This is a genomic window from Lactiplantibacillus sp. 7.2.4, assembly GCF_018991185.1.
In the GTDB taxonomy this organism is placed as follows: domain Bacteria; phylum Bacillota; class Bacilli; order Lactobacillales; family Lactobacillaceae; genus Lactiplantibacillus; species Lactiplantibacillus pentosus.
Map to the genome: position 1 here is coordinate 1 of NZ_JAGYGS010000046.1, position 23,683 is coordinate 23,683.

The following is a 23,683-nucleotide window of genomic DNA, read 5'->3' on the forward strand; positions in this document are numbered from 1 at the left end:
AATGCAACAAAAAAACTAATTGTAAGTCACCTGACCTACCCGGGTTGGACCACCCGTAGCATTCGGTCGTGTCCGGCCATGTCTTGACGCAAGGTCACCGTTGCGGTTGGCAACGCTTGTTGAAATAAGTGCTGGACTGCCGGGCCTTGATGATAGCCGAACTCCAAATATAAGCGTCCAGCTGCCGTCAAGTGTGGCGCAACCGTCGCGGCCAGTTGCTCATAGAGTGCTAGGCCGTCGTGGGCCGCAAACAAGGCTGTTTGTGGTTCATAGTCTATGACGCTGGCATCCATGACATCTTTTTCATTCGTCGCGATGTACGGCGGATTACTGACGATCACGTCAAACGGTTCGGCCGCAATCGACTGCAATAAGTCGCTTTGCACAAAGTTCACGTCAAGCGCGAGCTGTTCAGCATTGCGTTTGGCGACCGCTAACGCCGCTGACGAGACATCACTCGCCGTCACCTGCCAGCTCGGACGCTCGTGTTTGAGTGCCAGAGCGATTGCCCCAGAACCGGTGCCAATATCCAAGACTCGCAGCGAGGTATCAGCGGCTGCATAATCGGTCAAAATCCAGTCTACCAGTTCTTCGGTCTCAACCCTAGGAATAAGAACTGCTGGATCGACTTGCAAGTCTATGCCATAAAAAGGTGCCTTGCCCAAGAGATACTGGACTGGTTCTCCAGCCACGACCCGCGCAATGCCCTGCTGGTAGGCTTGCCAAATTGACGTTGGCAAACTGTCACGATAATGGATCAAGAGCTGCGTCTGGTCCAGATGGCTTAACCCCAATAACAAAAAACGGGCACTATCGGTTGGCAATTTGGCCGTTTTAAGACAAAAAGAAGCCCACTGCTGGGCTTCAAAATAGGTCGGCTGTTGTGGCTTATTCATTGGTTAAGCGCTCCATCTTTTCAGCCTGGTCCGCTAAGACTAATGCATCGATAACTTCGTCTAATTCACCGTTCATGACCCGGTCTAATTTGTTCAACGTCAAACCGATACGGTGATCCGTCACCCGATTTTGTGGGAAATTATAAGTCCGGATTCGTTCAGAACGGTCCCCGGTCCCGACAGCTGATTTACGTTCAGCATCGTACTCATTTTGTTCCCGTGATTGATAGTAATCGTAGACCCGCGCACGCAAGATTTCCATGGCTTTGGCCCGGTTTTGTTGTTGTGAACGTTGGTCTTGCATCGAAACGACGATCCCTGTTGGTAAGTGGGTCATCCGCACCGCAGAAGAGGTCTTGTTAATATGCTGACCACCGGCACCAGATGAACGAAAGACGTCGGTCCGAATATCTTTAGGATCAATATCAATATCCACGTCTTGGGCTTCTGGCATGACTCCGACCGTGGCAGTTGACGTGTGCACCCGCCCGGCAGATTCGGTAACTGGTACCCGTTGAACCCGGTGTGCGCCACTCTCATACTTCAGTTTGGAGTAAACTTTGTCACCAAAAATAATCAGCACGATTTCCTTAAAGCCACCGACTTCGGTTTCGTTACGGTCAGCGACTTCCACTTGCCACCCCTGCCGTTCAGCATACTTGGAGTACATGTTAAAGAGGTCCGCAGCAAACAGACTGGCTTCATCACCACCGGCAGCACCGTGGATTTCCATGATGATGTTCTTATCATCGTTCGGGTCCTTTGGTAACATCAACAGGGTAATTTCATGTTCAAGTTGGTCTTTTTCAGCGTTGAGGTTCTTCAAGTCGTCTTTGACCATCGCATTCATCTCGTCATCGAGCTTTTCATGCAATAATTCATCGTTTTCCTCAATCTGACTCGTAACTTCTTTGTAGTGGTTATACTTTTCAACCGTCTCACGCAGGTTACCCATTTCTTTAGATAACTTCATAAAACGTTGTGAATCCGCAATCACATCGGGATCACTCAGCAGTTCGCCAAGTTCTTCATACCGATCAGCAACGGCTTGTAATTTATCAAAAAACTTATCCATTCTCAGCTATTCCTCACTTTGTTAATTTCGGCGGGTAAAAATAATGATGGCGACAAACTGGGTAGTACGCCTCATTACCCCCGATTTGAACTTGTTCGCCCTCATAGACTGGCTGGCCGTCGTGGAACCGTAAATTCATGATGGCTTTCTTACGGCAGAACCAGCAGATCGTCTTCATCTCTTCGATTTTATCGGCATACAGTAATAGGTACTTGCTGCCTTCGAACAATTCATTACGAAAATCGTTCTTCAAACCAAACGTCATGACTGGGATTTTCAACTTATCAACGATGTTGGCAAGTTCCAGCACGTGATGTTTCTTTAAAAATTGGGCTTCATCGATCAGGACGCAGGCGGCATCCGGATTGGTCCGCTCAACCACGTCGAAAACGTCGGTGTCATCGAAGACCGGAATGGCTTCCCGTTTGAGTCCGATGCGACTAGCAACGTAGCCGACGCCGTCACGATTATCTAAGCCACTCGTTAAAATAATGACCGACTTATCCTGTTCCTCATAATTATGGGCAACTTTCAGAATTTCAATGGTTTTTCCACTGTTCATCGCGCCATATCGAAAAAATAACTGTGCCAAGTGACTAATCCCCTTTTTTACACATTTCTAGTCAATTATAGCGGATTTGAGCATGAATTTCAGCATTCTGTCATTAAAACTAATTAACGAATTGATAATATGCGTACAAATGGCAGGAGTATCACTTTTCTTTTAGGGGCGTTCAGTATAAAATACTTGAGAGTAGGACATTTCGTCCGGTAATTATGATTTTCATACCCAGTCAGTGCTTTGTTCGCATTGACGGGTAAATCAAGAATTAGGGGTACCGATAACTTATGTCAATTAATAGTACATTAGCCACTTGGACGGGAAAATCAGCCTACTGGTTTTTACACACCTTTCGTGGTGGTGGGAGTTCACTTCCCGGCAAGTTGGCGTTGAAGCTTGATCCATCGATCTTGAAGCATCTCGCCAAAAACTACGACGTCATCGTCATCACTGGGACCAATGGTAAAACGTTAACGACTGCATTGACGGTCAAAGTTTTACGTGAACAGTACCCTGATATTTTAACCAACCCAAGCGGATCAAATATGAAGCAAGGCATCGTCACGACCTTTTTAACGGCCCCGAAAGCGCACCAAAAGCCCCTCGCCGTGCTCGAAGTCGACGAAGCCAACGTGATTATGGTCACCAAGTACATCACGCCAAAAGCGTTCGTATTCACCAACATTTTCCGTGACCAAATGGACCGTTATGGTGAAATCTACACGACTTATCAAAAGATTCTGGACGGCGTCGCGCTGGCACCCGAAGCGACGATCATCGCCAATGGTGACTTACCGTTATTTAACGCCAAACCACTGCCGAACCCCATCCTGTACTACGGTTTCGATTACCAAGCTGACCATGACCAACAAGCCCCAGCCAATACGGACGGCCTGCTGTGTCCACGTTGTCAGCACATCTTGCGTTATCACAGTCGTACTTACAGCAATATGGGCAAGTATTTCTGTCCCAACTGCGGCTTTGAACGGCCTCAGTTGACTTACAAACTGAATGCCTTGACTGCCATGACACCAACCAGTTCGGATTTTGAAATCAACGGTCAGGCGATGCACCTGAACATCGGTGGTCAATATAACATCTACAACGCACTCGCTGCCTATGCGGTCGGTCGTTTCATGGACGTCAGCCCGGCTAAAATCGCCCACGCACTCAGCGACAACGATGAACAAGTCTTCGGTCGTCAAGAAACGTTCCACGTTGGTGACAAGGACGTCACACTGATTTTGGTCAAAAATCCAGTTGGCCTGAACCAAGTTTTGCAAACGATCAGTACTGATGACCGGCCCTTCTCATTTGCGGACTTACTCAACGCCAACTACGCGGATGGAATCGACACGAGTTGGATCTGGGATGGCGACTTTGAAAAATTGCCATCGTTAAACATTCCGGCGTTTATTAGTGGTGGCGAACGTTACCGCGATATCACGTTCCGACTTAAAGTCGCTGGTGTCCCCGAGGACCAACTCACTGTCATTCCAGATTTAACTGAAATGACGGCAGCGATTCAAAAATTACCAACCAAGCAAGTTTACGTCGTGGCAACTTACACGGCGATGCTGCAATTGCGTAAACAGCTTGCCAGTCAAGGCATTATTGATGGAGGGATGGCATAATGACTTATACTTTACACGCCGCACACCTCTACGGCGACCTGATGAACACGTACGGCGACATTGGCAATATTCTTGCCATGCGGTACTACGCCAAGGCGGTTGATGCGGACATCACCGTTGATTTAGTCAGCTTAGATGATCCATTCGACCCGGCCGCTTATGATTTCGCCCTCTTCGGTGGTGGCCAGGACTACGAACAGACGATCGTTTCGAAGGACCTGCAGACCAAAAAAGACGCATTAACGGCTTACATTGAAGCTGGCGGCCCCCTACTGGCTATTTGTGGTGGCTTCCAGATACTCGGCCATTACTACATCGGCGCGCATGGTGAGAAAATCGCCGGAATCGGCGCGCTCGACCATTACACGCTGAGCCAGGACAATAACCGTTTCATCGGTAATATCACGATTGAAAATGCCGAGACTCACCAGACTTACTATGGTTTCGAAAACCACAACGGCATGACCTTCCTGGGCGAAGGCGAACGGCCACTCGGCAAGGTGCTCCAAGGCAACGGGAACAACGGCAAGGATCAGTCTGAGGGTGTCATCTACAAGAATACCTTTGGCTCATACTTCCACGGCCCAATCTTAGCCCGCAATGAAGCCCTTGCCAAACGAATCTTGAAGTTGTCGCTACAACGCAAATATCCGGATGCCAACTTCGACGCCTTGGATCAATTGAACGAAGATTTAACCAAAAACGTGGTCGTTAAGCCGTAATTAGGTTGGACGTTGACCGATTCAAAACGTCTCAGGGCATTCAAACGACGCCAGATTTTCTCTGACATCACATCAAACTGAACTAACCTCATTACAAATTATTTTATACTCGCTGTCAGCAGCCAGGACTCATGCTGACAGCGAGTTTTTGTTTGGAGCTAATTAGTGGCGCTCGCCTAGGAATTGGTGCTGAATCCAATGTAAACCCTTCCTGTCTACTTTCCACTTTCAAGCATGTCACAATTCCTGTTGACAAAGGGGTACTGGACGGATGCCCCTCATGACCAATTGGCAGTGCACCAAGCGACCCGCACGATATTCAGACAACACTTCGACTAAAATCATCCCGGCAAGAACTTTTGATTGCGCATGACTGATGTAAGCGTCAACATTAGTAAACCCCTTAAAGTTATAATAAATATTTATATACTTTTTGATAGCAATAACTAACAAACTGACAGTATCAGTCTAACTGGTAAAAAAAGATTGATAGTGGCAAACGCCAATATCAATCTTTTTTATCCCATCAGGGGTTTAACTAATTAAGCTTTGTCGCCAGGTTCTGAGGCAATGATTTGTAAGTCACCTGACAAGGTCCACTGTTTCACATCGTATGGCAACATGAAGTGGACACCTTTATGCAATGGATAATCCTGACCGTCGACCGTAATCTTTCCGTCACCATCTAAGACGGACACCAAGGTGTAAGGTGCTTTACCGCGGTTGAAAGTCGCTTGGCCATTCGTCAACCGCCATTGCCAAACGCTAAAGAATGGTGATTGGACGTAGGTCGTGACAGTCGCATCGCCGACCTGAGTCGTGGTGATATTCAAGTCCGGATCATGGTGGGGCACATTGGTCGTGTCAATCGACTGTTGTAAGTGCAATTCGCGCTTCTTACCCGTCGTCTTATCAACCCGATCCCAGTCATAGAGCCGGTAAGTCGTATCAGAACTCTGTTGGGTCTCTAAGACCATGATGCCCTTGCCGACCGCGTGAATCGTTCCCGATGGCACGTATAAAAAGTCCCCGGCTTTAACGGGAACCCGCCGTAATAGCTTGTCCCATTCGCCATTGTTAATCCATTCAGCGAGCTGTTCGCGCGTCTTAGCATGGTGGCCGTAAATCATCGTTGCGCCTGGTTCTGCAGCGATGACGTACCAGCATTCAGTCTTGCCGAGCTCATGTTCATGTTCGGCCGCGTATGCGTCATCTGGATGAACTTGAACCGACAAATCTTCACTTGCATCCAAAATCTTAGTTAACAGTGGGAACACATCCCCTTTGGCGTTACCAAAGACGTCGCGATGCTGTGCCCAGACTTGATCTAGGGTCATGCCAGCATACGGGCCGTTTTCAACCGTGGCAGGGCCATGCGGATGTGCCGAAATTGCCCAACATTCGCCGGTATGGTCGCTCGGAATATCATAGCCGAAATCATCATGTAATTTCGTGCCACCCCAAATTTTTTCATGAAACACTGGCTTTAAAAAGTACGGTTCACTCATAAGATTTACTCACTCCATTGCTGAATTTGATACTTAAAGTTTAGCATATATGAAAGCGGTTGTGAAACTAGAGCGGCAATTTTGTAACCGTATCCGCCAACCAAGCCGCAATCAAGCGACGACGCGCTGGTAAAAACTGCTGATTATTGGCAACTGGATGGACGCGGTTTGATAAGAAGACCAGCCCCTGTTGCCGTTGACGGTCGAGCATCAACAACGTGCCGGTGTATCCGGTGTGAAAAATGACCGGTTGCTGTCCCGCTGCACGGTGCCAGAGATTCCAGCCAAAACTCCGCCGTAAATGGTGGTTCGGCGTCCAGTCTTGATACAGACTTGCAATCGTCTCCGGTTCCAAGACTTCTGGAATCGTCATTTGACCAAGCATCAACCGTGAAAACCGGACCAAGTCAGCAACACTCGCAAATAACCCAGCTGAGCCGCAACGTGCTCCTAACACCCGTGCTTTCGGATCATGTACGATTCCTTGCAATAACCCTGTCGCTTCCGTATACGTCGTTGGAATGGCTTGTTGTGGGTCTGGATCAAACGTCGCGTCTGGCAAATTCAATGGCTTGATAACACGTTCTGTAATGACTTGCTGAACTGGCTGGTGATAGACTTGCTCAATGACTAAACCCATCAAAATCAACCCTAAGTCCGTGTAAACGACACGATGATTCCGATTACGTTCACTAAGCGGTAACTGTTGAATCGCAGCTAATAAGGCTGTGGCCCCCAACGCATTACGATTCGGAATATACCCGCTCAAGCCACTCGTATGAGTCATCAGGTTGCGAATCGTAACGGTCGTGGACGGTAACGTTGGTAAATAGTCATGAACTGGCCGGTCCAGGTCTAACTTCCCAGCTGCCAACAATTGTAATGCCACCGTGGTCGTTCCCACGACCTTGGTCACCGATGCCAGATCATAAACGGCGTGTGGCCAAATCGGCTTAGTCGCTGGTTGCAGCTGGGCGACACCCACGCGGCGTTCAATGACCTGCTCACCATCAATCAGTGCATAGCTCGCACCCGGAATCACCTTCTTCGCCACCATTGCCGCAATCTGGGCTTCAGTTCTCTCAAAATTCACCATTAAATCACTCATTCTCTCTCAAATTTATCCCTTGGCTAACGCCCTAACATGGCAGGCCGCAGCCGACTTCATACTACTTATTGTACAAATACAACTAATACGCATTGTGCTAGTTAATTTGTCATGATTCATGGTTAAATCATGACAAGTTGGCGTCCTGTTCGTCTGCCGATGCGCGCCTTATTCCGACTTCCGGGGCTGGCTGACAACGCTGGAACAGGGCGGACATCGATTTGAACTCACGCAGAACCCCGCTGCGCAATTTCAAATACGAGTCTTCTTCTAGCCCGGGGACCCCACCCGGACAAGAAGAATTTCGCCCTTGAGCATTGTCCGCCAGCCCCTACAGTCGGGAACCCGCTCGAATGGCGGATGAACGGCCACCTATCTGGGTACAATTGACCACTGAATATTAAGTGACTGGTCCTTCAAGCAAACTTTTAATCGATATTCGATGATGCTTTATGGCACTTTAATACTGAGAAGACTATCGAATATGATTTACAAAATCCACGGCCGATAGTCCTGAATTTAGTCGATAAAATTGCCTTCGTTTGTAGTTTCTGGCTTTGCCATCTCAAACGGCTAAAGAAAATTCTGACAATTTCAGTGAAACTGCTGGTTAGAAGTTCAAAACATGGGTAAAAAGGTTCAGCTATTGTTTAAAACCAGCCTTACAGTTGAATGTCAAAATGACCGTATGCTAAGAACCGACAACTAATCTAACAAAAAGTTGGGTCCGCACACGTCTGCCTTTCGAATACCATCCCGGCTGGAAGGTATTCTGGGCAAGGCCAAGTATTTTCAGAGTGTGAGGTTCAGACGGGTTGGGACTGAGGATTAGCCTAGCTAGAGCGTTAAGCGGCGAACTTCCGCTTGGCGTTCTGGCGTAGCTAACCGGAAGTCCCTGTCTGACCCGAACACGTTTCGTCCATGTCGCAGCCAGCGTGAAAGACCAGTATTTAAGACGTGATTTGTCAGCCTAAATCTGTGTCCACCACGTTCCGGCCATTGCCCAGAATGCCTGGAAGCCGGCGTAGGACGTCGCCACAACAGCAAGTTTACACGAACTTGCACTGTTTCCAGTGGTCCTCAGCTGGTGGCACTTGACCTCCGCGATCAGCCTCATGCTCGCCGAAACAGCCGTGGTAGAACCACTAACCAATAACAGCCAAGCGCGATGCTGCCAATCACGAGTGACCAAGGTTTGGACAGCAGCTGATGTTGATAGCCGAGTGTACACGCGACTAGCACCACCGTACTTGCCCATTCAATAACTTGCCAATGCCGATTCAATACTTTCATCCGCCCATTCGTCTCCTTTTATTGTAACGCGTTCCCCGTCCTGCTCGCAGGATCCTCAATAATCTTAACCTAACCATAATCGCTTGACCACCCTCTTTTGGCCAATTAGAAACCCCTGGTCTTTGTTACGGCTACGAATGATTTTTGCCGACTAATTGACATCAAAAATATCTGCCGCCAGTATCAAATTTTTCACCTACTTACTAACAACAGATCTTATGGCGCCAAAAAACGACCTCAATCGCGTTCGGATTACGAACCGACCAAAGTCGTCATTTAATGCTTCAAAATTAGTCTAAATCAACTTTTTGAATCCAGCCTTCAGGTGCTTCACGGTCACCGAATTGGATTCCAGTTAATTCATCGTATAACTTCTTTGTAACTGGTCCAACTTCCGTCTCACTGTAGAAGACGTGTAGCTTGCCTTGATGTTCCAAGCCACCAATTGGTGAAATAACGGCGGCAGTCCCACAAGCGCCGGCTTCAGCAAAGCGGTCTAAGTCATCGATGTAAACATCGCCTTGTTCCGTCTTCATGCCGAATTTGTGTTCAGCTAAGTAAAGTAATGAGTACTTCGTCACTGAAGGCAAAATCGAAGGTGATTTTGGTGTTACGAAGGTGCCATCCTTGGTGATTCCAAAGAAGTTCGCTGAACCAACTTCTTCAATCTTACGATGTTCAACGGGGTCTAAGTAGACACAGTCTGAGAACTCATCGGCATGTGCCTTTTGACCTGGGAATAAACTAGCGGCGTAGTTCCCACCGACTTTATAAGCACCGGTCCCTTTGTGGGCGGCACGGTCATATTCAGAAGTAGTGAAGTTCGTTGGCGTCATGCCACCTTTGAAGTAGCTCCCAACGGGCATCGCAAAGACGGTGAAGATATATTCGTCAGCTGGGTGCACACCGATGTTACCGCCGACCCCAATCATGAGTGGCCGTAAGTATAACGTTGCGCCAGTACCATATGGTGGCACGTAGTCTTGGTTCGCCTTGACGACTTGCTTAACGGCGTCCACAAACATGTCAGTTGGCACTTGTGGCATTAATAACCGTTCACAACTCGTTTGCATTCGAGCAGCATTACGGTCTGGCCGGAATAATTGGACACTGCCATCCTTAGTCCGATAAGCTTTTAAGCCTTCGAAATCTTGTTGGCCGTAGTGTAACGCGGTTGAACCTTCACTGATATGTAAGGTTGCGTCTCCGGTTAATTCTTTCTTATACCAGTCACCATCTTTCCAATACGCGCGGTAACGGTACGGAAGGTTACGGTATTCGAATCCTAAGTTGTTCCAGTCCAATTGTACGTCTGCCATATATTTCGACTTCTTTCATATGTAATTTCCAAATTGATTAATTTGAATTTAATTAAAAGATTAATGGTTAATTAGAACTTTGTCAAGGGGCAATGAAACATTTTCAACGTTTGACTCAATTTTTGGTATAATGGGGGTAAATATCGCAAAGGACTGGTTCGTCGTGGCTAGTAATTCAGATTCAATTTATAACGTCATGTTCTATATCGCCCATCATCCGGCTGAAATCGCCTTTACGCAGCCAGAATACACGAATGTCGTGCGGATGGGTATCCCCGACAGCGTCAAGGTCGCTAACCCTGAAATTTATTTTCCTGACAACAAGTTATTAGTCAACCGATTTCAAGATGACTTCGTTGCTAAAAATGGGAACCTGCTAGACTTCTTCTTCGATTATACTGAGAAAAAGGTGCCGAATTACCACGAAGTCTGGGTTTCATCCGCACACTTACCGGCTAAGAAGATGTATTTCTTGGAACTTTCATTTGAATAGTTTGTGGCAGCGCCATTAATCCGCGAAAGCCCTGTATCTATGCACGCAAAAAGCACCGTTTAGTCAGTCGCCCCAATATTGGGTGGCTGACTAAACGGTGCTTTTAAGTCTGACCTACTTCGTCATAAAAATGTATAAATCCGAAGCAGAGACACCAATCGTGAACCGCACACCCTTAGAAGTGATTGGATCGATGGTGGTCGTCGTACTACTGTTATCCTTAGTTTCCTTTTGGAACTGCTTCATCACCGTCTTGGCATTGGCACCAGTGGTCGTCGCCATTAATGCAAACGCGGTTCCGAAGTTCTTTTGACGGGTCTTATTTTTAAAGGCCTTCGTTGGCACAATCATCGCTGCGCCCATCACGTCACCCTTTTGAACGTTCATCCGAATCTTATAGTCCTTGGTCGTCAAAACGTTGCTCAGCCCATCGCTAGGCGTCTTAGTCGGCAACAACTGCGACTTGACCTTTTGTTTGGCAGTCTTCATCGCCGCCGCAACGGCCTGTTGACTCGTCTGCAGACTAGCCGCTTGCGTCTTAAGCTTAGCCGCGGCAGTTTGTTGCGCTTGTAGCGTTTGAGCTGCCGTGGTTGCGCCAGTCCCGCCAGCCTTGAGTTGGGCTTCGGCTTTTTTGACCTTCGCCTGAATCGTGGCCTGTTGCTTCTTGAGTGCGGCACCTTCTGCCTGCAATTTCTGGGCCTTCTTTTGGTCCGCTTTGCTTAATTTCGAGGCAATCAGTGCTTGATTATAAGTCGTCGCCATCTTTTGATAACTGGCGAGCTTCTTAGCCCCAGCCACGTGGACAGTCTTTGAATCAGAACCGGCTTTGATCTTGACCGCTTGGCGGGTCGTCTTGGTCGGAACTTGAATAACGAACGTATGATTATGCACATTCGCCGTCTTTTGTTGGCCACCGTCGAGCTGATAACGAACCGTCTTGGTATTGGCTTTACCCTTAACGGCCGCAACCAGCCCATTCTGTTTGTAAGTGGTTTTCGTTGTCGATAACGTCGTTTTACCACAGCCTGCTAACAAGACCGTTAGCACACCGGCAGTCACGGCAACTAGTGCTGTTTTCCGGAACAATTGACACCCCTCCTTTAGCTGAGACTAATATTACCGGTAAATTGGCTATTATATAGATCGGCGTAGAAGCCATTCTTCGCCATCAACTGTTCATGATTCCCAGTTTCGACTACGGAACCATGGTTCATGACGATGATGTTGTTGGCATCTTGAATCGTTGACAAACGGTGCGCGACCACGAAGCTTGTCCGATTCTTTAAGAGCCGTTCCATCGCATGCTGGATATGAACTTCAGTCCGTGTATCGACTGAACTCGTGGCTTCATCCAAAATCAAAATTTCAGGATCCGCAACGAACGCGCGCGCAATCGTTAATAACTGCCGTTGCCCTTGCGAAATATTTGACGCTTCTTCGTTCAGAACAGTCTGGTAACCATCCGGTAATTTCCGGACAAAACTGTCAACGTGAGCGGCTTTAGCAGCGGCGTAGATTTCATTATCCGTCGCGTCTTCACGCCCATACTTCAAGTTGTCAAAAATCGTTCCAGTGAACAGCCAAGTATCCTGGAGCACCATCGCGAGATGTGACCGCAAGTCTTCACGGTCTAAGTCACGCGTATCCGTCCCATTCAACTTGATCGAACCGCCCTTAATATCGTAGAACCGTTCCAATAAGTTGATGATAGTCGTCTTACCAGCCCCGGTTGGCCCAACAATGGCGACTTGCTGACCACGTTTCACATCCAGATTGTAATCGGTCATTAACAGGTCGTTGTCCGTGTAGCCGAATTGGACGTGTTGCAAACTGATCAAGTTATCCGTATCCGTTTCAGCAGGCAAGTTCGACTTGGTCTGCTTCATTTCTTCTTCGTCTAAGACTTCGAAGACCCGTTCGGCAGAAGCGACGGTCGATTGAATCGTGTTCAATAAGTTGGCCATTTGTGAAATCGGTTGTGAGAACTGTTGCGTGTATTGAAGAAAGGCTTGGATGTTCCCTAATGAGACCTTCCCGTTGGCAACGTCGATCCCACCAATAATGGCGACAAACACGTAACCGATGTTGTTCAAAAACATCATCAACGGCATGATGATCCCAGAGATAAATTGGGCTTTCCATGCAGACTGATAGTAATTTTCGTTTTGGACTTCGAAGTCATCGATGGCATCTTGTTCCTTGTTGAAACTCTTGATGACCACGTGACCCGCATAGTTTTCTTCAACTTGGTTGTTCAGTAACCCCAAGCTCTTTTGTTGCGTGCCGAAGAATTTTTGTGACTTCGGTGCAATCACACCGACGACCACGACACTCAGTGGAATCGTCACGAGCGCGATCAAGGTTAACTTCCAACTAATAGAAATCATCATCCACAGCGTCCCGATAAAGGTCACCGTACTAGTTACCGCCTGCGTCAGGTTTTGTTGTAGCGTATTGGCGATGTTATCCATATCGTTGACGGCCCGACTCATGATATCCCCGTTAGAATGGGTATCGTAGTATGAGATCGGCACTTTTTGCATCTTGCCCTTAAACGACCGCCGTAATTTATAAACGGTCCGTTGCGAGATCCGGGTCATAATATATTGTTGGATAAAGTTGAACAGTGCTGAGGCCAAATACATGATAATCACGATTAGAATAATCTGACCGATTTTTTCAAAGTTGATTGGATAGCCTGACTGACTGATTCCGGCCTTCTGTTGCGCAGCACCCTTCATGATTCCTTTGTAGATTTCGGTGGTTGCTTTCCCTAAAATCTTAGGCGTCCGAATCTGGAAGATAACAGATGCAATGGCAAAAATCATCACGACGGCCAAACCGACCCAACGATCTGACATGTAGCGCATCAACCGAATCGCCGTTTTCCAAAAACTCTTAGGCTTTTCAACTAAGCCAGCGTGACCACCAGGGCCATGTCCGCCAGCTGGACGTGCCGGTTTTGTACTGGTATTCTTCTCACTCATTACAGCTGATCCTCCTCTCGTAATTGTGATTTCATAATTTCTTGATAAACTTCATTATTGGCCTTCAATTCAGCATGTGTCCCCTTGCCGACTAATTTGCCGTTATCGAGAACCAGAATCAAGTCAGCATCCGCCACCGTTGCGATCCGTTGCGCAACAATGACCACGACACTCTGTTGAATCTGCTTGTCTTGCCGTAATTCAGCCCGCAGTTGGGCATCCGTCTTGAAGTCCAAGGCAGAAAACGAATCATCAAAGACGTAAGCTGAGGCTTGTTTGACAAGCGCACGGGCAATCGCTAACCGTTGCCGTTGTCCACCGGAGAAGTTACCCCCGCCCTGTTCAACGTGGGCATCTAAGCCGCCTTCTTCTTTGACGAAATCGGTCGAACGGGCAATTTCAAGTGCATGCCAGATTTCATCATCAGTGGCATGTTCGTTCCCAAACTGCATGTTTTCTCGAATCGTCCCAGTGAACAATGTCGCCGTTTGTGGCACGAATGAGACCGCTTGGTGTAAATCAGCTAGTTTCAATTGACGGACATCCGTCCCATCCAGCTTGATCGATCCACTTTCGATATCATAGAACCGTGGAATCAGGTTGACTAAGGTCGTTTTCCCAGACCCAGTTCCCCCAATAATCGCCACAGTTTGACCAGAATGGGCCTTGAAGTCGATATCAGCTAGTGCCAACTGTTCTGCACTTTGATACCGGTAGTCGACATGGTCGAATTCCAGCGTATGTTCCGTCGTTGCAGGCAAGGTCGTCGCCTTGTCAGGATCAGTAATTTTCGGTTCAATATTTAAGACTTCTTGAATCCGGGAAGCTGAGGCGGCCGCCCGTGGAATGAAGGCGAACACCATCGCCAGCATCATGAAGCTCATCAGTACTTGCATCGCGTAAGTCATGAAGGCAATCATGTTCCCGACTTGCATGGTTTGGCTGCTGATCAATTGACCACCAAACCAGACGATTGCGACGTTGGTTCCACTCATGATCAAAGTCATGACGGGATAAGCCAAGGCAACGATCGTATTAACTTTAATGGCATTCTGCGTGTAATCTTGGTTGGCATCTTCGAAGCGATTCTGTTCGAATTTATCTTGACGAAAAGCCCGAATAACCCGAACCCCGGTCAAGCCTTCACGAAAGACCAAGTTGATACGGTCGGTCTTGGTTTGCATCGCCCGGAAGAGCGGAATGGCAAAGGCCATGATTAAACCAATAAAGATCAACAGGACTGGAATCGACACGACGAAGATCCAAGTCAATTCATGACTCTTGGTGTAGGCCAAAAAGCTCGCCCCGACCAGCATGATTGGCGCCATGATCATCATTCGCAACGCCATCATGGCAACGTTTTGAATTTGAACCACGTCATTGGTCGTCCGCGTAATCAGCGAAGACGTCTCAACTTTATCAAATTCATCATTAGAAAAGTTGATGACCTTCTTATATATATCTGACCGCAAGTTCTTCCCTAACTGTTGGGAAGACCGCGCCGCCAAGAAGACGTTTCCAAAGGCCGCCACGACAGACAATAACGAAAATCCAATCATTTCAAATCCGATTTTCCAAATATAATCAATGTCACCAGTGGCAACCCCGTTGTTCACAATATTAGATGTCAAACTAGGTAGATTTAAGGTCGCAATGACTTGCACGATCATAAATAAAATCGCGCCAATCACCGCGGGATAAGAAATCCGACCCTTTGCTATTTTAAGCATTTACACGCTCCCCTTCATTCATTATTAAATTAATAATGCAGTATATTAATCTAACGAAAAACGGTCATCTTGTCAACCATCTTTACAAGTCTCACGCAAACTATTGTAACGCACTGACCACTAATTGGCACTTAAAAGGTATTAAGAATTCTTTAAGGCCGGTTGTGATGTCCCTCAAAAAAAGCGCCCGCTAGCAACATGCTAGTCAGACGCTGGTCTAATCATAATTTTAAGGCTTGTCGTGCGCGTTGTGGGACTGCACTCACCGTGACCGCTTCCCATGAATTCACATTTTGGCCCTTGGTGTCGATTTTTAAATAGTGGCGTTGTTTCAGGCGGTGATCCGCGGTATACGTTAACCAACGATGCTTGCCCTGACCGTCACTAGTCCGCAGACGATAGGTGTAGACATCCTCCCCCATCTGACCCAAGTGATGGTCGATCGGCTGATTCGTCAGCCCGTAAACGGTCGTTTCAGCGACCAGTGGATTGACATTATCCAACGCCATCGCGAACTCATCGCCCCGATTCTTCGTCAAGGCTGGACTCAAAACACCTAGTCCAACGCCCAATAACCCCACCAGTGCAATTAAACCCAGTAACCCCTTTTTCTTCATTATGCGACTCCCCCTCGTATTAATTAAGTTAAGTTCTAAGCTTAACGAAAGTCTGGCACGAAAGCCATGGTAATTAAGCTTTCTTAATTGCCTTAACAAATTACTAATGTGACTAACACTTTCTTAATTATTAAGGAAGTTATTTTAACAATAGTACAATTATTATCGCGCGACGGTCGGATATCGATTAGAATGAGAAGTAAGATAACTGGTCATTACATTATGGGGGGAACAACATGACTATTCGGGGAATCAAAGCTTTACTCAGTCTGGCACTCGGGCTGGGTCTTTTATCAGGCTGCCAAGCCGCTACGACCGCGACCAAGACCACTAGCAGCCAATCCAGGCAGACATCCAGAGTCACCACTAAACGCACGCAGAAGGCCACTCAGCGCCATTCTACAAGCCAGCCGTATCGGCATTGGCATTCTGTCAAAGTCGTCCACTTACCGATTTTAATGTATCACAGCATTTCTAGCGGCAACCAGTTACGCGTCCCAGCAAGCGAATTTCGCACCCAGATGACTTATCTGAAGCGTCACGGGTACCGCACGCTGACCGCCGACGAAGCCGTTTACGCACTCAAAACTCATCGGGTCCCGCAACAAAAAATCGTGTGGGTCACGCTCGATGATAGTTATAAGGACAATCTAACGGCAGCTTGGCCGATTTTGAAGCAGACGCACCAACACGCGACCATCAACTTCATTACCGGCTTCACGAATAAGAAGAATCACCTGACGCTTGCGGACGCCCAACGCATGAAAGCTTCGGGCGTCGTTGATTTTCAAAGCCACACTGTTCGCCATTTGGATCTCAATAACCTCACCTATCAAGTCCAACTGAGCGAGCTCACTAGCTCCAAAAAGTGGCTCGACCAACATCTGCATCAAAAGACCGCGGTCATTTGTTACCCAGCTGGTCGGGCGAACCAGCAGACGATCAGAGCGGATAAGCAGGCCGGCTACCAGTACGCCCTCTCAACCGCGCCAGGAATCGCCACTAGCACGCAATCACCCTACAACTTAGCTCGTCAACGGGTCACACCTGGAATGTCGCTAACGGCCTTTGAGAGCCTGCTAACGGGGGCGAAGTGAAACCACTCCTTATTCATTAGATAGATTATTGGGCTAATTTGGAATCGAATCCGATTTGCGTGATCGTTGGACTGCTGCAGTCCATGTTCACTCGTCACACTAACCGTTCACTTGACGGAGAACCAGAAAATAGGTGCAAAAAAATCCCAGCTAAGCAAGGCGCTAGCTGGGATTATCCGTTTGATTCGATTGGGTATACTGGGCTCGAACCAGTAAATTACGGATTCAGAGTCCGCTGCCTTACCAATTTGGCGAATACCCAATAACAACTATTTAATAGTAACTTTTCCATCAAATACTGTCAAGACTTTGCTGAAATTTTATGCAGCTTTTTTGGATTTTTTCTTGAGAATTTAAATCCGACGCTAATACTAATTTAAAGTTTGCCTGAAGTACCAGTTGCTAAACATTCGATGAACAATTGTACCAGGTTGGTAGGCGTTCATCTGACGTTCGAACGGCTTCTTGACTGAAGGGGCTGACGGAACAAGTCGAACATGTGCGGACGAACTGTAGGCCGCTTAACTGGTACGTTTTAACCAAATGAATATTGAATAACAAATAGCACAACACAAAATGGTTCGGTGTTCGTCGTAATACGATTGGAACTGTTATCTTTGTTGGTCAAGGATGCTGATTTGAGTAGGTTTCATTCAGATGAACCAATTTTGCTAATCAAGTGTAAAGCAAAAGCAGGATAAACGCTGATATCACAACATTTATCCTGCTTTTATTTATTTATCCGACGTCGACTTATCACCCGCACGGTAGTTATACCATCAAGGGTAGCACGCTATAAATGCCATTTATAAGCCATTTCTGAAAAAGAGAGATTTTTAATTTACAAATCGTGGAAGAGCACAAATTAATTTAATATTGGTCCTTTTTTTTGATGTTTTGCTTTCTCCACTATTATATACCAACTTATTATCTTAAACACACAAAAAAAGTCCCACACCAGCCAATTAAGGCTAGTGCGGGATTTTTCTTGTTTTATCTAAAATTACAACTTTTGTAGTTAAAAATCAATTTGATACTAGGTATCACCAAACAGTTACTTCAATAATCGTAATTTTGGCATATGTGGTTCCACATTTTGTTCTGGAAAACTTATATATGGAAACAAGCCATGTAGAAATTTAGACTCAAGACCATCTTTTCGTAATTCGAATAAAACTTCATTACTTCTGTGTTCATCATTGAGGAATCTAATCGCCGCATTCAGCATACTAGGATACTCAATTTCAATCTTCCCTATACCTCGATCAAAAGGCTCATCTTTTCGCGAATATTTTCTACTAATTTCCTTAAATATCTGTACTTCATGTCCTGAATCAATAATCCCTAATTGAGTTAATCTGACTGCCATTGACTGCACTGAAACTTTCCAATGCTTCTTTAATCTGACCAGTTCTCCAAGAGTAGCCCTTGTTACATCCAACAAAAAACCACTAGCAGGCATTAAAAAACAGCTGGCAAATATGTTTGCTTCTACTTCAAGCCGTTTTCCAATCTCCTTTTTTGCATACAGTTTTCTATCATATTCACTGTGTAAAAGTATATGACCAAGCTCATGTGCTAAACTAAATCGTATTTTTACAGCTGATTGATCCGCAATATTCAGTAAAACGAGAAACTTCCCTTTATACTGTTTAGTTAACGCATTTATGCCCAGACCTGGCCTATTAATAAAAATCACATTAATTCCTGAACGTTCCAAAATAGTTGTCATATTTAGTATAGGACCATTGCTTAAATTAAAAAAGTCTCTCATCTCTGAAGCCTTTTTTTCAATTTCATGGTTTTCAATCACTCTAAAACTTTTATAATCAGTCAACAACTTGTTCAAACGAAATTCAGGTAAATTTACTATACTCGACAGTCTAGTAACTAAGTCTCCATAAATTTCCAAAACATGTTCAAAAGCAATCTTAGAACGTTTAGGGACTGCCACCCGACTTCTAAATAGTGCAAGATTTTCAGTAGATGCACCTTCTCTAGCAGCTGACACCAAAAGAATATATGGTACATTCAAAATATTGGCTAACCTTTTTATGGTTCCGAAATCTGGAGATCGATTACCGTTCTCCCAATTACTAATTGACTGCTTGCTAACACCCGTTTTTTCAGACAACTCAGTTATGGTCATTCCATTTAGCTCACGTGCAAACTTCAAGTTTGCCGGAACCAACTGCGTTAATCGTTCCATATCTAATCATTACTTTCTCTTTTTAAATAGCTAGCAAATTCATCAGGAGTAATTGTAGCTGGACCAGAAGCTTTCGTATTAAACGAATCATTTGAAAGAACGGACAGCCCTCGCGATAAATCAATTCTTGCTTGCCATCCATCTGTTTCCACATCGGGAATTCCTAAACAGACAAACTTTGGCGTAATTGATTTGTAACCATGATCCAATTCCAGATATTCACTAACTGGGTCATCTTCAATCATATCATCCTTGTCAAACACCAATCGTGTCTGAAAGTTAGTGTTCTCCTTAGCACGATACTGCACCTTTTTTGCTGGTTTATTACCATTATGGCATTGATTAACCGTAAGATGAAAAGAATCATTGCTCACTAGAAGATATTTATGATTACCCGCATCATTATATGTGTAGTGATAGTCAAAAGGAAGTGTTCCACTTTCAATTAGTCGACATATACAGATTTCAACCGCAATTTGCTTAATTCGCGATTCAACCGCAACGGGCCCTCTACCTTCCAGCATCCATGTAGCTACACTGTCAGCACCATGCAGGGTTGTATAAGCCATATCATATCCTCTTTCAACCGCCATAGATAACAGGGCCTGCCACTTAGGATTAACTAACTGTACCAATTTTTGCTGGGCGCTTTGTTCTGGTATAACTAAATTTTTTTCAATCATTTATATCACAAGCTTTCTAGGTTATGTATTCAATAATACACCTTTTGCTTAAAAACGTAAACACCTCAAAAAACGCCCACTCGGTTAGGAGTGAGCGTCTTCGTTCATTATTTCTTAAGAATTATTATTTTGTAGGAATTTCATCTATTTGATAATCAATTTTGTGCCCGGATAAATCGTTGAATAGATACTCTTACCGTTTTGCGCTGCCAACGTGTAGACGCTTAAACCGTTGCGTTGAGCGATCACCCACCATGAATCACCGTACTTGACTGTATAATACGTGTGAGAATAGCCAGCTTTAGAATACCACTTGCTAATTGCCGGTAATGTAGTTTCACAGTAGTGAGTATTAAAGTTGCACGATTTCTCATATATTCCCATGATAATAATGGAATCTAGTAATAATCTGGTTTCCTCTTTTGCTAAGATGCTTTTTCTTATGTATTAGCCGTCTGCCCTTACAGCAGGCGGTTTTTATGTAAAAAATTTCCTACGTCTAAACGCAGGAAATTAGCAAATTAAATAATTTATTATACTACTTTTTGTTTGCTTGTGAAGCGGATTCTAACATCGCTTCGGTACCCGCTTGTGTATTGCTATACCTGACTATAAGTAGCTGTCAAGATTTCACTATCAGCTTAGCGAACTGATTATCTTGATACAAGATTTTTTTCCAAACAATAAAATTGCAACAATTAGAGCTGTGAAAAGCACCGATAATAGAAGGTTAATTTTTAAGGCGTATTGATTGAAATTAAATTGGATCAATAATGCCGCAAAAAATGGATGAAATAAATATATAAAAGTTACCTCATTAGTAAGTTGTGTATACTTATGTGTTTTCTTAGAAATAACCTGCATTAATAAGAAAACCATCATAAGTGCAACAAAATATTGATAAATTTGCAAGAAGGTAAAAGTCGGAAAATTCATATTCAGGTCATGCATGTGCGGAAACCCCCAGAATATTTCTGTCATCTTAATTCTCATTGCATAAGTTAACACGATAACACTGCACATAAGTGCAACCATAACAATTGATGCAATATATTTATTAATAAACTGTTTTTTAAAAAAATCTTTACAATAGTACCCTAACAAGAAAAATGGTAAAAACACAAAAATTCTAGTATACGTTAAAAATTGACTGTTAACTGTAGTGCTAATATACCTAATGTAAAAAGCTAGGAACATAAACAAAAATATACCTATTATAAACGCAAAACCATTTCGTCGTCGAAGCTGGTTTAATAACCCAATGATTAGTTCCCACGCAACATAAGCAAATAAATACCAAAGATGAAATGCCGGAGTTAATAAGCTTACCATATTTATAGAATGATAATACCCAATTTCATAGAAGAAGACTATATATATTATTTGTAGAATAGCAAATTGAAAAATTATAGTTTTCATTTTTTTAAACTTTAAACTACTCAATAAGTATCCGTTTATAAAAACAAATGCTGGCATGTGGAATGAATAAATACAGTTAATCAAATACGTTAATTTACTTACTCGCATAAAGCCCATAACATGACCTAAGACGACCAGTATTATTAATATTGCTTTTAAGTTGTCTGCTACAATATCCCGTTTGACAGTCAATAGCCGTTATCCCCTCTCAAAAATTATCAAGATTGAATCCACAATAAACAAAAAATTTCCCACGCCAAAGCGTGGGTGATTTTTTGCTTGTGAAATAATTATATTATAGCACTATTTTGCCGCTTGTGAGGCGGATTCTGACGCCGTTTCAGTGTCAGATGATGCAGAACTATTCACTACAGCGACTGTAGACGTGGGTGCCTGTAATTCGTCAGCGGCCTGATTAGCGGTCGCTTCAATCTGACTTTCCTCATCGTTATCAGTCGTTGGTGCCGTCACTGTTTGAACGTCAGTAATAACGCCCAGCATACCAAGGATCGTTAATACGGTGTTGATAACAGCGACAATGGCTGACCAGTCACCAGTAAACTTAATGCCAAACATGGCAAAGATTTGTTGAATCAAAACGATCAGTAACGAAATAATCCCAGCAATCAACTTACCATTTAAGCTTCCATCGGCATTCTTAAAACTAATTTTTTTCATTTACTCTGGCTTCCTTTTCATATAGATGTTTAAATTCAATATCATGACCATCTAACCGGCCTTCTACCTTAATAACCCGATTTTCAATCGCGTTCATTGTGTCGGCGTTTTGCTGTCGTACTTTTAAACTTTCATCAGTAAAACGGCTAAGCCGCTTGCCTAAATCGTTAAGCGGGATACGGACCGTCTTATTGAGAATCCAATTAGCTAATACACAAATACTAGTGACAATGGCAGCAATCGATCCCCATTCATCCCAGCCTAATCCTAATAGTGTATGCAATTACCGCACCACCAATCGCTGGCCAGGATAGATAGTGGTGTAAATCGTCTTGCCGTTCTGACTAGCTAATGTAGTCATACTTAGGCCGTTTCGCTGAGCGATTGACCACCAGCTGTCGCCAAACTTGACTGTGTAGTACATGTGAGTGGCACCACTATTTACGTATTCCAGCGTATTGCTTGCTGGGCCTGTTGCTAGATAACCATAACCATTAAATCGTGGCTGACGAGCCCAACGATAACCACCTTGAATAATAGCTTGATCAGTTTTTACCGTAGTGCCTGCTGGTAAGGTAGTGATAACACTTGATGAAGTCGAGGCGCCAATGCGTAGCTTAACCGCAGTCTTGAGCGTGTAGATTTTTGACTCCTTGACCCACTTGGCTGACGTAGACGGCTTAGAAGTGTTTTTGTTGGCTTCCTGGTTGTTGGCCTTAACCGCATCCTTATCGGTCGGTTTGACCGTTGATTTTTGACCAGCTGTGTAGTAATCAGTATAAAGCTGACTGACGTCAAAGCCACCGTAACTAATCCGAAAACGAGCTGACCCGGACCATTGCCAGGCATTATTATTCGTATACCATTTCTGACCAGACATGACATAGGGGTAACCAGCAACCCAACCTGTTTTGCCCTTGATGGTCATCTTGTTGTTAGCCCATGATCCAGACGTATAAATGTCGGCCCGATAACCAAACTTCTGAATCTCTCGCATGAAGGCGGCATTGTTGCGGTCATTGGTCGCTTGGGATAAGATTCCTTGTTCTTCAGCCGATTCTACGCCCGTTGCCAGTACTGCACCCACTGGTAGCCCTGCTGCTTTGGCTGCCTGACCAGCAAAGTCTGCTTCGGCAATCGCTTGAGCCCTAGTCTTATAATGGGCAAAATGATAGCCGTTGACGTATAAGCCAGCCGCTTGACCATTAGCGATATTGCTAGCAGCATAGCCATCTTTGAAGGTTGTGCCTTCACTAATCTTAACGGTGAGGGCCTTAACACCGAACTCGTTACGCATGGATGTGTACTCAGCGGTGCTCATGTAGCCGTTGTTATTCGACACATCGACCATGTCCATGCGAGCAGCCTGACTGGTAACATTGACCATTAAAAAGGCCATAAAAATGGCGCCCACCGTTAAGATGAGTGCCTTTAACTTGTGCTTATTCAATTGTCTACCTCCTATTTGTCATTCCTGATTGAACGGTCAAAAGCGTCCTAAAATACACTGGCCTAGTCGTTTTAACTTATTAATTTTCAATTCACCATCTCTTCAAAGTTCATCTTTCACTTAATACTTATGATGTTGGCAATTCATTCTTAAGAATGGATTGCAGCACACTCTGCGCCTCCGACATCGTAACATCGTCTAAC

General features: G+C 45.0%; 21 protein-coding genes, 1 tRNA gene and 1 pseudogene. 4 read left to right on the plus strand and 19 right to left on the minus strand.

Annotated elements, in window-relative coordinates; genetic code table 11:
- Nucleotides 1-35 precede the first annotated feature (35 nt).
- Genes prmC through KGF70_RS12345 form a run of 3 tightly spaced genes read right to left on the minus strand, consistent with a single transcriptional unit; the run spans nt 36 to nt 2,563 of the window.
- Nucleotides 36-896 (minus strand): peptide chain release factor N(5)-glutamine methyltransferase, encoded by an 861-nt coding sequence (gene prmC / locus KGF70_RS12335; protein WP_216769259.1) that lies wholly within the window; start codon nt 894-896, stop codon nt 36-38.
- Nucleotides 889-1,971, minus strand: a complete 1,083-nt coding sequence (gene prfA / locus KGF70_RS12340) for a peptide chain release factor 1 (protein ID WP_216769257.1) — start codon at nt 1,969-1,971, stop codon at nt 889-891. The genes prmC and prfA overlap by 8 nt, the downstream gene beginning before the upstream one ends.
- A gap of 13 nt (nt 1,972-1,984) precedes the next feature.
- Nucleotides 1,985-2,563: a thymidine kinase gene (locus KGF70_RS12345; protein ID WP_050339403.1), complete on the minus strand. Its 579-nt coding sequence runs from the start codon at nt 2,561-2,563 to the stop codon at nt 1,985-1,987.
- A gap of 257 nt (nt 2,564-2,820) precedes the next feature.
- On the opposite strand from KGF70_RS12345, the gene KGF70_RS12350 reads away from it, so the two are divergent.
- Complete coding sequence (locus KGF70_RS12350) at nt 2,821-4,167, plus strand: Mur ligase family protein (protein ID WP_216769256.1); 1,347 nt, start codon at nt 2,821-2,823, stop codon at nt 4,165-4,167.
- Nucleotides 4,167-4,889, plus strand: a complete 723-nt coding sequence (locus KGF70_RS12355) for a type 1 glutamine amidotransferase (protein WP_216769255.1) — start codon at nt 4,167-4,169, stop codon at nt 4,887-4,889. Before KGF70_RS12350 ends, KGF70_RS12355 begins: the two co-directional genes overlap by 1 nt.
- Nucleotides 4,890-5,431: 542 nt before the next feature.
- On the opposite strand, the gene manA is transcribed toward KGF70_RS12355, so the two are convergent.
- The 4 genes from manA to KGF70_RS12375 form a co-directional block, all read right to left on the minus strand.
- Nucleotides 5,432-6,397, minus strand: coding sequence for a mannose-6-phosphate isomerase, class I (manA, locus tag KGF70_RS12360; protein WP_065674774.1), 966 nt, complete (start codon nt 6,395-6,397; stop codon nt 5,432-5,434).
- 67 nt (nt 6,398-6,464) lie between these two features.
- On the minus strand, nt 6,465-7,493 hold the full coding sequence (locus tag KGF70_RS12365; protein WP_216769254.1) for a serine hydrolase: 1,029 nt from the start codon (nt 7,491-7,493) through the stop codon (nt 6,465-6,467).
- Nucleotides 7,494-8,618: 1,125 nt separating this feature from the next.
- On the minus strand, nt 8,619-8,798 hold the full coding sequence (locus KGF70_RS12370; protein ID WP_216769253.1) for a hypothetical protein: 180 nt from the start codon (nt 8,796-8,798) through the stop codon (nt 8,619-8,621).
- 290 nt (nt 8,799-9,088) lie between these two features.
- Complete coding sequence (locus tag KGF70_RS12375) at nt 9,089-10,117, minus strand: branched-chain amino acid aminotransferase (RefSeq protein WP_216769252.1); 1,029 nt, start codon at nt 10,115-10,117, stop codon at nt 9,089-9,091.
- Between the two features lie 130 nt (nt 10,118-10,247).
- Here KGF70_RS12375 and KGF70_RS12380 point away from each other — a divergent pair, with 130 nt between their 5' ends.
- Entirely contained in the window at nt 10,248-10,610 is a 363-nt protein-coding gene (locus KGF70_RS12380) for a hypothetical protein (RefSeq protein ID WP_152706087.1), read from the plus strand.
- Between the two features lie 114 nt (nt 10,611-10,724).
- Here the strand turns inward: KGF70_RS12380 and KGF70_RS12385 are convergent, their stop codons facing one another.
- From KGF70_RS12385 to KGF70_RS12400, 4 genes are all read right to left on the minus strand, one after another.
- Nucleotides 10,725-11,696 (minus strand): hypothetical protein, encoded by a 972-nt coding sequence (locus KGF70_RS12385; RefSeq protein ID WP_105922375.1) that lies wholly within the window; start codon nt 11,694-11,696, stop codon nt 10,725-10,727.
- 14 nt (nt 11,697-11,710) lie between these two features.
- Nucleotides 11,711-13,597, minus strand: coding sequence for an ABC transporter ATP-binding protein (locus tag KGF70_RS12390; protein WP_216769251.1), 1,887 nt, complete (start codon nt 13,595-13,597; stop codon nt 11,711-11,713).
- Nucleotides 13,597-15,327 carry an ABC transporter ATP-binding protein gene (locus KGF70_RS12395; protein WP_050339410.1) on the minus strand — a complete coding sequence of 577 codons (1,731 nt, stop codon included), beginning with the start codon at nt 15,325-15,327 and terminating at the stop codon, nt 13,597-13,599. The genes KGF70_RS12390 and KGF70_RS12395 overlap by 1 nt, the downstream gene beginning before the upstream one ends.
- 221 nt (nt 15,328-15,548) lie before the next feature.
- Nucleotides 15,549-15,944: a YxeA family protein gene (locus KGF70_RS12400; RefSeq protein WP_216769250.1), complete on the minus strand. Its 396-nt coding sequence runs from the start codon at nt 15,942-15,944 to the stop codon at nt 15,549-15,551.
- A gap of 236 nt (nt 15,945-16,180) precedes the next feature.
- Between KGF70_RS12400 and KGF70_RS12405 the strand changes: the two genes are divergently transcribed.
- A complete protein-coding gene (locus tag KGF70_RS12405; RefSeq protein WP_216769669.1) occupies nt 16,181-17,041 on the plus strand; it encodes a polysaccharide deacetylase family protein in 861 nt (286 codons plus the stop codon).
- A 189-nt stretch (nt 17,042-17,230) separates the two neighbouring features.
- On the opposite strand, the gene KGF70_RS12410 is transcribed toward KGF70_RS12405, so the two are convergent.
- From KGF70_RS12410 to KGF70_RS12445, 8 genes and pseudogenes are all read right to left on the minus strand, one after another.
- Nucleotides 17,231-17,303: transfer RNA gene (locus KGF70_RS12410), tRNA-Gln, on the minus strand.
- A gap of 792 nt (nt 17,304-18,095) precedes the next feature.
- Entirely contained in the window at nt 18,096-19,250 is a 1,155-nt protein-coding gene (locus KGF70_RS12415; protein ID WP_216769583.1) for an ImmA/IrrE family metallo-endopeptidase, read from the minus strand.
- Between the two features lie 2 nt (nt 19,251-19,252).
- Nucleotides 19,253-19,933 (minus strand): hypothetical protein, encoded by a 681-nt coding sequence (locus KGF70_RS12420; protein WP_216769584.1) that lies wholly within the window; start codon nt 19,931-19,933, stop codon nt 19,253-19,255.
- A 144-nt stretch (nt 19,934-20,077) separates the two neighbouring features.
- Nucleotides 20,078-20,224 (minus strand): annotated as a pseudogene (locus KGF70_RS17335) (LysM domain-containing protein); the annotation flags it as partial.
- 345 nt (nt 20,225-20,569) lie between these two features.
- Complete coding sequence (locus tag KGF70_RS17810) at nt 20,570-21,544, minus strand: acyltransferase family protein (RefSeq protein ID WP_216786451.1); 975 nt, start codon at nt 21,542-21,544, stop codon at nt 20,570-20,572.
- 111 nt (nt 21,545-21,655) lie between these two features.
- On the minus strand, nt 21,656-22,030 hold the full coding sequence (locus KGF70_RS12435) for a phage holin (RefSeq protein ID WP_216769588.1): 375 nt from the start codon (nt 22,028-22,030) through the stop codon (nt 21,656-21,658).
- Complete coding sequence (locus tag KGF70_RS12440) at nt 22,017-22,313, minus strand: hypothetical protein (protein WP_211759332.1); 297 nt, start codon at nt 22,311-22,313, stop codon at nt 22,017-22,019. The genes KGF70_RS12435 and KGF70_RS12440 overlap by 14 nt, the downstream gene beginning before the upstream one ends.
- Nucleotides 22,314-23,480: a GH25 family lysozyme gene (locus KGF70_RS12445; protein WP_253954910.1), complete on the minus strand. Its 1,167-nt coding sequence runs from the start codon at nt 23,478-23,480 to the stop codon at nt 22,314-22,316.
- Nucleotides 23,481-23,683: the final 203 nt, after the last annotated feature.

Excerpts from the sequence above, each read along its gene's own strand:
- KGF70_RS12365 (WP_216769254.1), bottom strand. The coding sequence starts at position 7,493 with ATGGTGAATTTTGAGAGAACTGAAGCCCAGATTGCGGCAATGGTGGCG.
- KGF70_RS12435 (WP_216769588.1), bottom strand. The coding sequence starts at position 22,030 with ATGAAAAAAATTAGTTTTAAGAATGCCGATGGAAGCTTAAATGGTAAG.
- KGF70_RS12390 (WP_216769251.1), bottom strand. The coding sequence starts at position 13,597 with ATGAGTGAGAAGAATACCAGTACAAAACCGGCACGTCCAGCTGGCGGA.
- KGF70_RS12415 (WP_216769583.1), bottom strand. The coding sequence starts at position 19,250 with ATGGAACGATTAACGCAGTTGGTTCCGGCAAACTTGAAGTTTGCACGT.
- KGF70_RS12400 (WP_216769250.1), bottom strand. The coding sequence starts at position 15,944 with ATGAAGAAAAAGGGGTTACTGGGTTTAATTGCACTGGTGGGGTTATTG.
- KGF70_RS12420 (WP_216769584.1), bottom strand. The coding sequence starts at position 19,933 with ATGATTGAAAAAAATTTAGTTATACCAGAACAAAGCGCCCAGCAAAAA.
- KGF70_RS12395 (WP_050339410.1), bottom strand. The coding sequence starts at position 15,327 with ATGCTTAAAATAGCAAAGGGTCGGATTTCTTATCCCGCGGTGATTGGC.
- KGF70_RS12380 (WP_152706087.1), top strand. The coding sequence starts at position 10,248 with ATGGGGGTAAATATCGCAAAGGACTGGTTCGTCGTGGCTAGTAATTCA.
- KGF70_RS12375 (WP_216769252.1), bottom strand. The coding sequence starts at position 10,117 with ATGGCAGACGTACAATTGGACTGGAACAACTTAGGATTCGAATACCGT.
- KGF70_RS12370 (WP_216769253.1), bottom strand. The coding sequence starts at position 8,798 with ATGAAAGTATTGAATCGGCATTGGCAAGTTATTGAATGGGCAAGTACG.
- prmC (WP_216769259.1), bottom strand. The coding sequence starts at position 896 with ATGAATAAGCCACAACAGCCGACCTATTTTGAAGCCCAGCAGTGGGCT.
- KGF70_RS12405 (WP_216769669.1), top strand. The coding sequence starts at position 16,181 with ATGACTATTCGGGGAATCAAAGCTTTACTCAGTCTGGCACTCGGGCTG.
- KGF70_RS12355 (WP_216769255.1), top strand. The coding sequence starts at position 4,167 with ATGACTTATACTTTACACGCCGCACACCTCTACGGCGACCTGATGAAC.
- prfA (WP_216769257.1), bottom strand. The coding sequence starts at position 1,971 with ATGGATAAGTTTTTTGATAAATTACAAGCCGTTGCTGATCGGTATGAA.
- manA (WP_065674774.1), bottom strand. The coding sequence starts at position 6,397 with ATGAGTGAACCGTACTTTTTAAAGCCAGTGTTTCATGAAAAAATTTGG.
- KGF70_RS12350 (WP_216769256.1), top strand. The coding sequence starts at position 2,821 with ATGTCAATTAATAGTACATTAGCCACTTGGACGGGAAAATCAGCCTAC.